Origin of the sequence: Marinimicrobium locisalis (genome assembly GCF_039822625.1) — a bacterium.
GTDB classification, from domain to species: domain Bacteria; phylum Pseudomonadota; class Gammaproteobacteria; order Pseudomonadales; family Cellvibrionaceae; genus Marinimicrobium; species Marinimicrobium locisalis.
The window spans coordinates 1-13799 of sequence record NZ_JBDLLG010000017.1 but is presented as its reverse complement, the minus strand read 5'-3'; the positions used below and the strand labels follow the sequence as shown (position 1 = coordinate 13799).

Annotated in this window: 12 protein-coding genes and 1 pseudogene; 3 read left to right on the top strand and 10 right to left on the bottom strand. The window is 52.2% G+C overall.

What is annotated here, in order from left to right:
• Nucleotides 1-26: 26 nt before the first annotated feature.
• Nucleotides 27-302, top strand: coding sequence for a hypothetical protein (locus tag AAE514_RS11720; RefSeq protein ID WP_347331731.1), 276 nt, complete (start codon nt 27-29; stop codon nt 300-302).
• 75 nt (nt 303-377) lie between these two features.
• Here AAE514_RS11720 and AAE514_RS11715 read toward each other — a convergent pair whose 3' ends face one another.
• The 8 genes from AAE514_RS11715 to AAE514_RS11680 all read right to left on the bottom strand — a co-directional run bounded on the left by AAE514_RS11715 (nt 378) and on the right by AAE514_RS11680 (nt 10353).
• Nucleotides 378-689 carry a hypothetical protein gene (locus AAE514_RS11715; RefSeq protein WP_347331730.1) on the bottom strand — a complete coding sequence of 104 codons (312 nt, stop codon included), beginning with the start codon at nt 687-689 and terminating at the stop codon, nt 378-380.
• A gap of 415 nt (nt 690-1104) precedes the next feature.
• Nucleotides 1105-1704, bottom strand: coding sequence for a hypothetical protein (locus AAE514_RS11710; protein ID WP_347331729.1), 600 nt, complete (start codon nt 1702-1704; stop codon nt 1105-1107).
• A 323-nt stretch (nt 1705-2027) separates the two neighbouring features.
• Nucleotides 2028-2576, bottom strand: coding sequence for a hypothetical protein (locus AAE514_RS11705; protein WP_347331728.1), 549 nt, complete (start codon nt 2574-2576; stop codon nt 2028-2030).
• A 923-nt stretch (nt 2577-3499) separates the two neighbouring features.
• Entirely contained in the window at nt 3500-4165 is a 666-nt protein-coding gene (locus AAE514_RS11700; RefSeq protein WP_347331727.1) for a hypothetical protein, read from the bottom strand.
• Nucleotides 4166-4461: 296 nt separating this feature from the next.
• On the bottom strand, nt 4462-6084 hold the full coding sequence (locus tag AAE514_RS11695) for a lipase/acyltransferase domain-containing protein (protein ID WP_347331726.1): 1623 nt from the start codon (nt 6082-6084) through the stop codon (nt 4462-4464).
• A 350-nt stretch (nt 6085-6434) separates the two neighbouring features.
• Nucleotides 6435-8438: a GMC family oxidoreductase gene (locus AAE514_RS11690; RefSeq protein ID WP_347331725.1), complete on the bottom strand. Its 2004-nt coding sequence runs from the start codon at nt 8436-8438 to the stop codon at nt 6435-6437.
• Nucleotides 8435-8965 carry a hypothetical protein gene (locus AAE514_RS11685; protein ID WP_347331724.1) on the bottom strand — a complete coding sequence of 177 codons (531 nt, stop codon included), beginning with the start codon at nt 8963-8965 and terminating at the stop codon, nt 8435-8437. The genes AAE514_RS11690 and AAE514_RS11685 overlap by 4 nt, the downstream gene beginning before the upstream one ends.
• A 26-nt stretch (nt 8966-8991) precedes the next feature.
• Entirely contained in the window at nt 8992-10353 is a 1362-nt protein-coding gene (locus AAE514_RS11680) for a hypothetical protein (RefSeq protein WP_347331723.1), read from the bottom strand.
• Between the two features lie 484 nt (nt 10354-10837).
• Here AAE514_RS11680 and AAE514_RS11675 point away from each other — a divergent pair, with 484 nt between their 5' ends.
• On the top strand, nt 10838-11389 hold the full coding sequence (locus tag AAE514_RS11675; RefSeq protein ID WP_347331722.1) for a hypothetical protein: 552 nt from the start codon (nt 10838-10840) through the stop codon (nt 11387-11389).
• A 91-nt stretch (nt 11390-11480) separates the two neighbouring features.
• On the opposite strand, the gene AAE514_RS11670 is transcribed toward AAE514_RS11675, so the two are convergent.
• Nucleotides 11481-12089, bottom strand: a complete 609-nt coding sequence (locus AAE514_RS11670) for an SHOCT domain-containing protein (protein ID WP_347331721.1) — start codon at nt 12087-12089, stop codon at nt 11481-11483.
• A gap of 425 nt (nt 12090-12514) precedes the next feature.
• Nucleotides 12515-12640: pseudogene (locus tag AAE514_RS11665) on the bottom strand (DUF1287 domain-containing protein); the annotation flags it as partial.
• 281 nt (nt 12641-12921) lie between these two features.
• Here AAE514_RS11665 and AAE514_RS11660 point away from each other — a divergent pair.
• Nucleotides 12922-13716, top strand: coding sequence for a VOC family protein (locus tag AAE514_RS11660; RefSeq protein WP_347331720.1), 795 nt, complete (start codon nt 12922-12924; stop codon nt 13714-13716).
• Nucleotides 13717-13799: the final 83 nt, after the last annotated feature.

The window sequence follows — 13799 nt, the reverse complement described above, 5'->3', positions numbered from 1 at the left end:
TTAGAAAACCTCACAGGGAGTGATTTATGTCGTTAATCAATACCGTAAAACACCGTCTCTGCCGGTTTGAAATGACGTCACAGTACCCCGTCGGGGAACTGGTGGAGTGGGCGGAGCAGGTCGGCTACAGCCCAGCGGACATGCTAAAGGCAGTGGCCAAAGCCTGGTTACAACTGGAAGCGGAGCTGGCAGCGCTTCAGCGCCTCGAAAACGCCTCCGCCGCCGTGCTGATACAACACGAATATTGGTGTGTATACGCCGAGCAGGTATGCAGCTTCTACCGCGCCCTGGTGGATGATTAGCCTCGCTCCGGGCTCACCGGCAACGGCTGAGCCCGGAGCGTAACCCCGGCCACCGACAGGTGGCCGTTCCCGCGGCTAATTTTCTCCCGCTGGCTCCAGCGCCCTGGCCGTCAGGGCCTGGAATAGGTCGTAACCGTCGGAGAGCAGCAAGTAGGCCGCTTCAGATACCACCCCAAGCGCCTGACTATCGGCGTCCTGCAAATGACAGGAAGCGGTGAGCTCCAGTAGCTTCTGGGCCGCGCCCAGCCGGTGAGTGGCGGTATCCACCAAATCAAGCGTATTGGCGGCCGGGTCAAAGAACATGACCGGCTTAAGGGTGGGGAGGGCTGTCAGCGCTTGAAGGCTGTGACAGCTGGACGTATTTTGAGTAAACTTCGCGTCAGCCATTATCGACTCCGTGTTAGTCGGTGATGGTTAGCTGGTCTTGGGTGTTGGCGCACCCAAGGCTAGCGCCTTTTATGTATGAAAGAGGCCTGCTATTGCATTCGGCCTCCTCCTCTTCGCTATCCACCCTCTTTGGCAAACTTTTGGCACATTTTCCGCCGAGGCCACGAACCTGAATGACACAGAGCATTGCGTAACGGAAAGCAAAACGGCCAAGCTACAGAAGCTGGATATGCAACCAGTTTACGTAAACCTTGCACCTAAATAAAGGGTTGAGTGCACAAAAATGGGATTTTTTCAAAGACTAAATAGAAGTGGGTCAAAGTGTCAGTGTTCCTCAAAGTCAGTTGGCCAAAATCACTATGCCACGACAGGTAGCTGGGCATACTATGCCACTGCAAGTTGGAGTTTATTTGAGTTACCTATTAGGACTGGATAACTCACCAAAAACTTCTACTACGTATTTTGTAAAAAATTGATTCTTATTATACGAGATGAGTGGCAAGCACTGGTCCCTTAGCGCAGGCCAGGTCAAGCAGCCCTGAGAAAGTTTCTCCGAGTTTACATAATCGAGAACCCATCCTGAAAACCTAATTCTATTGTTTATAAGGTATCGCAATAATTCCTTGGAGTTTGCCAGGCCGCCCCCGGAACCTTCAAATGCCATGCGGCCTTTAGAAAATACGTACCACTCTCTTGAAGCGGTATCTTCGACGACAACCAAAGGCAGGTGCCATGCGGAGGACGGTTGGTCTTCGATTACTATATGAACCATTGGAGACTTAATGAGGCCCACAATGTCATACAAGTCGTGAACAATGTCAAATGTTCGATAGTTGTTCTTATAGATAATATTGGATCCGAATTTATCTTTGATATCTGGGTCAAGACTTGGCTCTTCCTTTTCTGATTCCAGATCTTTATCATCTTTAGGTGTGTTCAATAGCGATTTAACTCGATCATAGGTAAAGTTTCCAATCGTCCCTGAGAACGCCATTTCTAGTAATCTCTCAATCATAAATAGTACCTTCTTAGGTTATGTGTAAGACCATGTGTGCGACATCACTCACGCTTGCTGTTGTAACCACTTGTTTGTCAAAGGTACTTTTAGGAGGGGCGCAATACAATCTGCCTTTCATAAGGTCGCGCCTTTTGGTAGATAGCCACCACGGCTACGTGTGTACATTCAAAGCCCCACGAGCGACACCGGCAGGCACCAGTAAACAGTATCTGAGAGGAAAGTAAGGCCGCCAATTTCGATCCATTCTGGTGACTTACTGACAATGGGCGAGCAGTGGGGGTGTTTTGACTGAGATAGGCCTCCGTAAGCGCCGTATGCTGTTAGGTGTTTCTGGGTCCGGCGTCCAGCTCTGCAACAACAAGATCTAGGAGGTGCTCAAATATAGCTGCAGCTAGAACAATCGAGAATCGCTCCTCGTCACTGACCTTTAACTCGATGTACTCATGGTCGCTCTCCCCCAAGCGTGCAAGGGTGTTGCGAAGCTCCCAGCCTTCCGCGCTAAGCTGTCCTCTTCTAATGTTGTTAATGTTGGGATGCATCCCAACAAAAATTTTCTGTACCTTTATGGGGTAGTCAGCTAACTCTAGCGTTCGATACCTATGCGCTAACACGTAGTATAAGTCGTCGATGGTCTTCCTGACCTTCTGACTTCCGGCAACCCGCAGCAAGTTAAACTCGGCATTTAAATCAACTAGTAGTTGGGTATTAAGGTTTTCTGGGATCTGAGAAATAGCGTCTTCTACTTCTTGAAGTTCGCCATCTGTAATTGACCTTTCTAAAAGCTTTCCTGCATGCTGAATCTGACTCACAGCCTTAATCTCGCCTTCGGCAGCCTTGTCTAGGAAGTTCAAGTACGCATGGGATTTCATCTCTGCGCTCCTTGTGGCCACTAGCTGCTCAGATTGTAGCTTGAAGGTAAAGTACGCTGCTCCTACAGAAATCAAGCCAGAAAGCACGGCAGTCGTTAGCGCCATCAGGTACGGATTGGGTCGATCGGTACATTTTTTCATAAATCGATTCTGGCCTAACTCTTTAAGAAAGGGTGCACGCCTTCTGCGCGCTCTTCTTGCTTGAGCAGGTGCGTTCTCCGTCTTGTAGTAAGCCAACACCGAAAAAGAAGATTACTAGGGCCGGAAAAGCGAGGATAATACCAAAGAATTGCCTATAATCGCTACCCATCATAAGTGGCCCGTATGGCTCGGCTATCCAAAGAAAAGCCAGACAACCTAGCGCCCATCCACAGCAAGCAATGGTAAATGATGCTAGTTTATGTAAACTCAGGACCCCGTTGGATGGAGGTGTTTTTGGGGTGCCCGACGCCATGTATCCAATACCGCTGAATGCACCGATAGCACTAACTATTCCGGTGATTCCATTTATTATTTCCCAGTTCATAGCATACTCTTACGAAATGTAATATTGGTGGTTAACGCATGCTTTATTTCGCCTCAATCGAAGCCCGATATTACTTCGGAGGATGCCGCAACCACTTGTTCTTTGGAGGTTAATAAGGAACAGGCGAAATACGATTTCCTTCTAATAAAATCTTGCATTTTGGTGGGTTGCAACCTTGGTTATGTCAGTACATTGACGGCGTCAAATTGCCACAATAGACGCCATATAGCAATACCCTGTAAGAAGAAAGGTGGGGCGCTTATGCGGCCCCGTCTATTTCTCACTGGTTACCGGCGGACGATGAACGTTCGGTGCCACCCTATAGACCTTCATGGGACCCAAACGGAGGTTAGGCCCAATAGTTGATTTTGGCGGAAATATTGGTGCTGTGCTAACCTTAGAATCCGGCAGATATCATCAACATCCAGCTAACCTCATCTCTCGAATCTAGCTGTACATCGTTAAAATTTTCTGAAAGCGCCTCGTTTTCAGTGATGCCGAAAGCTAGCCTATTTGTTTTGTGCCATACAGGACCTAACCCGATATTGATGGATTCGGCTATTTGCCCTTCTGGAGGAGTATCTCCAATACGCGTGCGCTTAAAGGACCACATGGGGCCAAAGCTGAATGCCTCAAAAATACTTGAATCCGGGCCAAGTAAGCGAGCACCAATATAAAAGCCCGGAGCAGAATGTGTCCCTCCCCATCTATCCCATACATAGTGCGTTTCCAACCATATGGAGGGTTTGTAGTCCTGGCTAGCAGAAACTCTTACTGTTCTATTGTCGCCCAGCGTTTCCGTGTCTGTTATATATCCGTCCTTGTAATGCTCAAAGCCTATTGCTACGCCGAACTTAAATTTCTCATTTAGTTCGTCAAGTGCACTAGATTTCTCTTTTAGCTCCTTTAGATCTTCAGTGCCACAATTGTTGCTGTCGCATTTATCCTCAATGGCTTGTATTCTCTCTGTGAAAATTGCTTTATCTGTTCTGCCATCAGAAAAGCTTTGCATAGAGAAAAATATTAGAAAGTAAAAAAGTATGATAAAAATTCTGCTGTTCATGACTCACTCCTTCGGTGGCTTTGTTTATACCATAGGTGTTGCCTTCATTCTCGGTATGGCGTCTATTGGAATTTATAGTAATAATATTCCTTTTTTATGCTGGTTGACTGTTTTAAAAATCATGAAAGCTACCTCTAAAAATCCAACTTTCTGGCGCTGATCCTGCCTAGTACGTGATTCTCAACCAGGATTTCTATTAACTACTTTTCAATAAGATCTTGAATAAAAGTAATAATCCTTTTATGTATAATTTCGTACCTTCTGATAGATAGAAGTACTTCGCTGCGTAGTGAATCTTAGTTGCGCTGGCGTTCCGAAATCGAGTTCCGTTGGGCGCAGCTGGTGTTTTCCGCACTCCATGCCGCCTCACGCCAGAACGCCATGTTCCCAAAATCTCCGTGTTCGCTGGGAGCGTAACCTGTGCAGCGGTCAAACGCCTTAAACACCACATCCCCCTCCAGTCCCTGTAAGCGCCGCTCAATCACGTCAATGGATGACAGGACATTTACTTCTGATCCGATGGTCCGCCTTAGGGGGTGCTCTGGGTTTTCGTAGTGCTGATCAATTGAGACCAGCAGAGAACCTAAGGGAACCACGCCCCAACCGTGTGTTTCAGACACTTCAGCAACCCGGTTGAGAGTCAGGTTGTAAAAATTGATTGGCTTCTCGTTCTCGGTGGCGTCAGTTAGCAAAGGAGCCAACGAGCCGAGCGTGTCCCCAATGCTCGCCGCTGCCCCCATATAGACAATGTTCTTCAGCGCGCCGGAGTTGGCCCATTGAGCCTGATGGCGTTCGAGGGCAGTGTTCAGAACGATCGCACCCATGCTGTGGCCAACCAGCGTGATTTGGTAGCGCATCGAAGAGTTGTCTTGAACTTCATCTGCTCGATCGAGCAAAGCTTCAAAGAAACTCCCGCCGGCGACTCCTTCGGTCTTATCGGTATGAAAATCGTAAGGAGGGGAGAAAATGTTTTGCGTTCGCCGCTTCATATTGTCCCATGCCGATTCTGATATGCCACTGTGCCAAAGCGAAAACAACGTATATCTGAAAGGTACAGTTACGGTTTGTCCCAACCCCCGCCAGAAGCGCTCGTAGGGAGTCACGTAGTAGCCGCTGAGGTTGGCCTTCACAGTATACCTATCGGGAGGTAGGGTGTTGGTTTCACAATCCTTGGGAGCTTGGAGGGTTCTGTTGGTCCTCTCCACGTTGCAGAACCTCATGACCGCGTCTTTCCACGCTTGAGACAGCCAGCTAGAATTGTAAGCAGAACTAAAACGATCTTTCTCAGTGGATAACTGATAGTATGCGGTAGCCGGATAGTTTCCTACACTTCGGAAAATATCGGCCCCTATTGCAAAAGGGGAACTCGCGAGGCCAATCGCCGGATTAACCTTGCGGCCTTCTCGGATAAGGAATGACTGCTCAAAGTAGGTGGATACGGGTCCAGAGGGCCATGATACAAACACTGGATAGTGCCAGTTATCTTCGTGGCTTTCGTCCATAATCTTTCGGGGCAACTGCCTTTCTACAATCCGTTCTTCCGTAGAGTCAAAATTGTTCAGACCGCCATGAACGTAAACCAGAAATTTGACCACAGTTTCGGAATCGCTATTGCTTCTATGTCGCGCGAAGTTTTCAGCCTCGCAGAAAATATTCTTGTACATGGAATCAGCTTTTGTCTGGTCGAGAAGCTCATTGATATCGCTGTCACTTCTAGAGGGTTTTACTTGTGATATCAGAAGGCCGTCACGGTTTATACGGATGACATGCTCTTCGAACCCCCGCTCTTTAGAGCCATTGAATAATCCATCTGTACAATCATGGGAGACCTCTAACCCTGAAGGTTGTACTGGTACCGGTTGAGTGCTGCAGGCACCCAGAAAGGTTATGAATGTAGCAAGAAAGTATCGGAAGTTCATGATTCTAAATCCTTACTCAGTGTTCTTCTTGTGGGAAATCTGATCGCATAACGCCGGCCATGTGCCTCTGGAAGAGACGAGGGGCGGCATAAGAGGTGATCCCTACCACCAACACTGAAAAGGTAAATAAGCTCGCAACCTTCCGCTCAACAATGTTAGCTATAGAAAAATATAGTATACGCAATCCGACGGAGCCACTCTGGCGAGTTCTTGGCTAGAGCCTTTAGGCCGGCCGGTCACGTAAAGGCAGCTGCAACCGGAAGGCCGAACAGAGGCGGCGCGCTCGCCCCCAACTTGGAGGGCGGGCGCCGCCTTTCCAGAAACTGATCAGAATTTCCTTGTTGGACGGGTTAACGTTTGGGATGAGTAGAAAAGTCCTCCAGAATATTGTCCGCTGCCTGAAAGGCAAGCGCCGCGATGGTTAAGGTGGGATTGCCGGTTGCCACAGTGGGAAAAACACCGCTGCCGACCATGTACAGGTTCGGGTGGTCCCAGGACTGTTGGCGTCTGTTGAGTACCGAATCCTCTTTGCGGTCGCCCATGCGGTAGGTCCCCACGATATGACCCGCGCCGTAGAAGGTAAAGTTCTGGCCCTGGTATTGAAAGGTGGTGGGCGTCTGTTTGGATGCCTCGGTATCAAACTGGGGTGGCGGTGGAGCTTTAGTGTACTCCAGCGCTCCGATGGCCTTGAAGATTTTGCTTGAGACCTGTTTGGCTGAAACGAAGGCATTGCGTACATAGTCTTCGCGAATGCGGTAGGTGACCTTGGGCCTTGGGAGGTCGAGGTGGTCGGTTTCGGTGGTCGAAAGCTCCACTCTGTTGTCGGGGTCCGGCAGTTGCTCAATCAGATAGCCCAGCCTCAACTGGCGTGTGTAGATGCCGTTTAAGGTGTTTACCAGGCTCTCTCCAAAGAGAGCGCTGCCGGCCGGCAACGAGTGGTCCCAACGAAGGGGCTGGCCGTGTTCGTTGACCGAGTCGCCGTTGAGCTGGCTGTTGTTCTGACCGAACACGAAATCCGCCAGCGTGGTGAAAGGGTCATCCGCGGCCCACTGCCAGCCCTCATTACCTATCTCGATGCGGTAGGCGGAGCGGGATTTTCGGAACCCACCATCGCGCAGCGATTCGATGCCGGCGGTGGATAGCGGGCCGCGATACGGGTAAACGGGGTCCTTGGCGAGCCCCCAGGCCAGATACATAATGTGGTCCATGAGGTTGCGCCCCACCTGATCACTACTGTTGGCCACCCCGTTGGGGAATTTTTTGTTCTTGTTTGACATCAGAAGCAGCTTGGGCGTCTCGATGGCATGAGCGGCCAGTACGTAGCGCTCGGCAGTGACCGCCCCAGATTCCGGAGCCCGGGTTTTGGTTTCATCATCTTCATACCGGAGATAGTCCAGGCCGATAACCTCGTCCGTCTCCTCATCCAAGCGTATGTTGCTTACCACGTGTTGGTAGCGAATCTCCACATTCCCCGTCTGTAACGCGCGGGCGAGCGTGACGGTGGCGTCGTACTTGGCTTGGATTGGGCAGATGGGAATACAGTTGGTATTGCCCGCGCATTGCCTTCTCTCGCCCGGCCGTGAGTTTCGGCCTTGCGGAGTGGGCGTGACATACAGCGGATTGCCGTCGACCGATAGTGAGCTCACCGGTTCAACGTATTCGTTGTCCACAAGCGTTTCTTCGATACCCGGCATGGGGTAGTCGTACTCGGCTCCGTAGTGCCCGTCGGGCGCCACCTCAAACTGCTTGTAGAGCCTGTCGAGTGATGCCTTATCTCCTGCAACGCCAATCTCGTTGGTCGCCTTTTCATAGTAGGGGACCAGGTCCTGGTAAAAATCACGACCTCCCGGCCAATCGACCCCCTGGCCATAGCGGGACTTGAGTTCAAAGTCCTGCGGAAACAGTCGCAGGGAGGTGCCGAGCCAGTGCCAGGTGGTGCCGCCCCCGATACGCTCGTAAGAGCTTGCAAAGGCAAATTTCGCCTCGGGAGAATCCGGAGCGAGCTTGCGATCATTCGGCGTGTACTCGAAGTAGCACTGCCGGGCGTTCTGCCAAGGCTGAACCTGCAATACGGTATAGCGCGGGGCATTTTCGGTAGCCGGGTCTGGCAGCCCCAGCGGGTTGTCGCTCGTCGACGCGTCCGGGTTCTGGGTGGTCGGCGGGTAAGGGGACTCGGGCGTTTTGGCGTTGGCCTTGAAGAAGGTATCCAGGTAGTGATTGCGGTTGGCCGGAACCTTCTGGCCCGCTTCCAAAATCAAGACTTTTTTGCCTTCTTTCCCCAGTTGGTAGGCCACAATGGCTCCGGCAATGCCGGAGCCAACGATAACGACATCGTAGTGGGTGTTCTCGCTCATTGCTTCGCTCCCTGCGTCTGGTTGTCATGGCCGGTGTAGGCGCTCAGCTCGGGCGGCACCTTGGCCCAGTAGCCATAGCGGTAATTGGAAGAGCCCATCGGGTGGGACTGCATTACCTGCCAGACCAGACCCTGAGTATAGCTCTTGGCGGAGATCAGGGTGCTCACCGTGCTTTCGGGCTGACCGTCCCGAGCGGAAATAATGGTGGGCCAGGCACCGGAATACCACATGAAGATCAGTTTTCGGCAGGCGGTAACAAAATCCCCGTTGTCGTTATTCAACAACTGCTGTCCTATTTGGGTGTCCGTGAGGCCTTTCGCGCTCAGATCACTGAAAGTGCTCAGGAGGGTGTCGAACAGGTCCGAATCCTTAAACTCCTCCGCCAGCTTCTTCCGGAAAAACGGCAAGTAGTCCGATTTGATGTCGACCGGGTCAATGCCCGGTGCCAGAATACTTTTTGAGAAGCCGGTAAGCACCGCGCTCAGGCCGATAAACCGCTTCATCTCTTCGCTCATTTCGTTGCTCATTTCATAGTCCTCTTTTCAAGCCCGCACTACCGGGCACGCTGCAACAGGTAAGTGAAGTCAGAGGCGCGCCCATTGGTGTCGGCGGCGTTACCGTGGCACCCCATGCAGTTGCTGGACCCCTGCGGAGTGTGCCCTTGAATGTAGGTTTCAAGCGTGGTGTTGGCCAGAAAGGAGGGGGCGGGTGCGCCGGTGGGGTCGGTTTTACTGTCGGCATCCGTGGGCCACTGGGTGCTGACCAGCTCGTAGTTTGTCCAGACGGAGCCGGGAGCGGCGGCCTCCAGCGCCGCATGAAAGCGTTTGTTCAGAGCTTGAGCCTCGCGGGTGATCGGCGTCACCCGCTCAACCTGAGTGGGCTGGGAGTGAGGCGTTCCGGGGTTCCAGGGGCGTGCCGGGGGCTCATTGATGTCGCAATCCTTACAGTCCGGGTCAAAGAAGTTGTAGGCCTCCCGCTTCCGGTCCCGGTCTTTTGTGGGCGCGTTGGCCACATGTTCAAATGTCGACCAGACCCACTGGGGCTCATCTTCGGTTTTATGGGCAATATGAAAACCCACCAGTCCCACTTGCTCCAGTGAGCAGGCCGGTTCGACGCCGGGTTGTTCGTCGGGGTTGTTGTACACCAATGCCTCACGGGTGTGGAAGTCGTCGGGATCGTACTGTCCTCCCATTTTGATCCATGCGGCCTTCAGCATGATCGAGCCGGTTTTGTTCTCTTTGGGGTTGCTTGAAGGAAAGTCCGCGTCCTGATCAAACGCCTTCTGGCCCTTTTTACTGTAGAGCTCATTGTCCAGTACATAATTGAACATGGTCTCGTTGGTCAGGATGGCATAGCGGGTATATTGGCCGTTCTGATCAATCAGAGGCCCTGTCTGAAAGGGTTCTTCGCTCTCATCCAGAAGGTTGGGGGTCTTTCCCACCTGCGTTAGCTCCATTCTGTTGGCAGGAGCGCTTGATGGCTCAAGGTGCCGGCAAACGTCAGGCAGCTGGTTGGGTTGATTCCAGTCGGGCGGCTTGCGGCCATCGGGCAGAAACAAATCCCTACTTTCTTTCCACTGTTGCCACACTACGGGGCCGCCTTTACCGTCGCCGATCGTCCGATCAGTATCCGGGCTCCCGTCGGGCTTGGCTGGCCAGTTCAGGGCAATAAACGACTGCCAAGAAAATACATCGAAATCATGCTGAAGTGACTCCAACGTTGGCGGCGTTTTTGTGACGGTAATCTCGAGCGGAAGGTGCGGGCTTAGCTGTATCGAAGCGGCCGCTTCCCCGGTTTGGGGGGAATGAACCTGTTCGGGTTTCTCATCTGCAGAGCAGCCCGCTAGGTAAATGACTGTAGCCAAGGCGGCGGTGATGGTGAAGCGGTGTGAACAGCTCAGGGGAGGAACGTTCATTGTGATTATCCTTGAAAGCACTTTCATTTATTCATTGGAAGCTTGAGGGAAACTTCAGTACCTTGTTGAGTGATAATGCGCCACATTGAGCGGATTCACTGAACAATTCGTTTCCGAGCTTCACTTAGAAGAGTAGACACAGGTCACAATAAAGCAAGAGATTAACGTTTGTTGCGTGCAAGCGAAGGGCGTTAATGTAATTCGTATAGAGCCGATTAAAAGCCCTATCAAGCGCGACTGAAAATACGAATAAATATCAAATGCCGATGGTATTAAATGAGCCTGAGGCCAGCTTACACCCGGATTTTTTGCCCTCATTGGGGCGGCTGATCGTGAATGCCTCAAAACACACGTAGGCCTGGACAGTGTCTCACCCAAGCCGGTTGGTAACGGTTATTGCAATCCGGGCCGTAAGCTCTATATTACGAATGTGGGGGCCGGTCTAAGGGCCGGAGCCATCCACCCCGATGGGAGGAACTTGACCATGAAACCTTTGAATCTCTTTGCGCTGCTGTTGCTGGGGTCTCTGGCGACGGCCGTATCGGCCGACGAGCGTCCGGCCCAAATCTACTTGAACGAAAACCTGGGCTTTAACATTGAGGGCTACAACTACGTCCAGAAAGAACTGCCCTGTGAGATCGAGGAAAGCCTGGTGAGCAAAATCCTTGAGCGCGCCGCAAAGCAGGGGCTGGCTATGCAGGCGGTAAGCACCGTCGACAAAATCCAGGGCGGTGACACACCCGTGTTGGCCATCGATATAGAAGGCCTGGCGCTGGGCAGCGAAGAGTTCACCTTCGGGATGGACTCCAGCTCCAACCTGCCGGCGGTTAAGGTGACGGCGGGGCTTATTCACGCCACCGAGCCCGGCAGCCTGGTTACCGCAACACACAGCTGTGGCTTCGCCTCGTTGACCGAGCTGACGCCCAGCAGCAGTGTGCTGGACATGGGTACTACCCACACCGTCTGCTCGGCCACGGGAAAGTGCCTCAATGACTTAAGCAACGACATTGTCCAGTGGGTGGTGCCTCAGCTCTGAGCGTCCCGCCTCCATGCAATTGTTGGCGAGCCTCTGTTCCAGCTGAAGCTTAGCGTCAGGGACCGGCTAGGCCTTTTCCGCAATGCTAATGTCAATGCTTGGACAGCAACTTCTCTTTAGCACGAACGAATTCTTCTTCGGTAAGAGCGCCTGCTTTATGAAGTGCCGAAAGTTCTGAAAGGTCCTTGGCCAGGGTTCCGGAGTTCGGAGCCAGCTGTTCGTCTCGGGTTTCCCTCGGAAGCGACTTTGATCGCCACCAAGCTATGATCCATGTAATAAGCGCAGTTCCAAATGCTATGCCGACGAAGGTTCCTACCACACCAGCGTCGAAGTGGTTATCGAAGCTCATTCCGCGGCGCCATTTACCGATAGGTTCCGCAGTGAACGCCAACGGGAAGAGAAAAAGAACGGCAGCAACTGCGATGGAAGGCCGAATCGGGAATGCAGCAGCAAAGGTCCACATCACTACGGGGATTGCCAGAACGCTCATTCCTGCCAAATCCCAGTGTAGGAAAAGCGCGGCGAAGATTAGCCAGCCAAGGAGGACGGAAACAGCAATGATCCACATCCGTTGATTGCGTCTCGGTATCAACAGGTTGGGATGTCCTTTTTCCGCCCCACTGGATCTTGCATTGCCTATGATCGCCGCGACAATGGACGCTGCAGCGGATATCAGCGCAGCGATGATTGTTGAATCCATATATTCTCCTCCTTAACGGCCAGGGTCGGCATAGGGAAGATGCCAAACGGCTTAAAGAAGTGTCCCGCGGCCTTGGATCGTTAGGACTCCCGAATTCATATACTAAGTGCGACAACCTACAAAATAAGAGAGGCAAGCTGTAGCATCCGTCTTTTTTCACTCCCGCCAAGAAGCTGAAAAAGCCTATGAGATACCAACAGCTTACCTTATAGGAAAGGGTAGTCCTTTCCCCACTGAAATTACAAGGCCTCTCCATTCAAGCCGGTTGGTCGCGGCACTGGAGGAGGCGCAGGAGCGCATCCCCCAGCCTTGAGAAAGTGCTTGGGCAAACCAAGGTCGTTGATCAGGAGTTTCGGAAAATCCGGTGTGGCGGTGGCCAGGTCAGAAGTATTCATGCTGAGAGTAATGCGGATTCTGTATGCCGCCTATTGGTGACTGTCAGTAGGCCCTGCCTGATACCCTTGGGGAACAAACCGATAATGCCCGGTTATCTTGAAAGCAAAGAGAATGTCGTCAAGGCGGGGTCCGGCGCCAATATTGTGAACAATTAAGGGGCTGTCAGAAAGGGTCGATAGCGGCGTCCACTAAATCCTGCTCAAAGTTCGCTCCGAAACACAGTTGGGCTTTTAGTAGAAGCGCAACAACGAGAAGTCTATTCATCATCTATCCTGTTTATTATCTAGCCATTGGCCTAATGGCGAGTTTACCGTGTTCCGGCCGGGATGCCCACATTGCAGAGGGCCTTTCGGGTCTTCTGCGCCTGTCGAAATCCTCGGCCGGCCATCGACTAGGCAGTGCTACCCCTCATCTTTTGACCATAAAGGAGAAGGCCATGCCCAACAAACACGGCGAATTTATCTGGTACGAACTACTCAGCACTGATAGCAATGCGGCAATTGCCTTTTATAATGCCATTCTGGATTGGCAGGCAACCGACAGCGGCCAGCGCAATATGGACTACCGCATTCTCAGCGCCCGGGATGAGGACGCGGGGGCACCGCATGATGTCGGCGGCCTAATGCAAATGACTGAAGAGATGCGCGAAGGCGGCCTCAAGCCAGTGTGGCTGGGCTATATCGGCGTGGACGATGTCGACCGAACCGTTGCCACTATCGTAGAGATGGGTGCCAGTGTCCAACTGCCCCCTACCGATATTCCCAATGTCGGTCGATTAGCCATGGTCAGCGACCCGCAAGGCACTCCCTTTTATGTCATGAAGGGCAGCAGCAATGAGGCCAGCCTGGCTTTTGCGTCGGACAAACCTCGCGTGGGACACTGTGCCTGGAATGAACTGGCTACCACCGACCCCGAAGCGGCCAAGGCATTCTACTTCAAGGCGTTCGGCTGGACCAAAGACGGCGACATGGACATGGGCCCGATGGGCTTGTACGAATTTATCCGCCACAATGGGCTTATTGGCGCCATCATGCCCAAACCGAAGGAGGCGCCAATACCGATGTGGCATTACTATTTTCGTTGCGCCGATATCGACATTGCCTGTGAGGCCATCGTCGACAACGGCGGGCAAATCCTCCACGGCCCTGATGAAATTCCCGGTGGAGACTTTGTCGTCAAAGGCATCGATCCCCAGGGGGCATTGTTCGCCCTGGTGGGCCCAAGAACCTAGCAGACACAAAAGGAGCCGATTGTTAATGGCCATCTAAACTGACCCACCTCTGGCCAATAATTTTGACCCACCCCAGGTGGCTT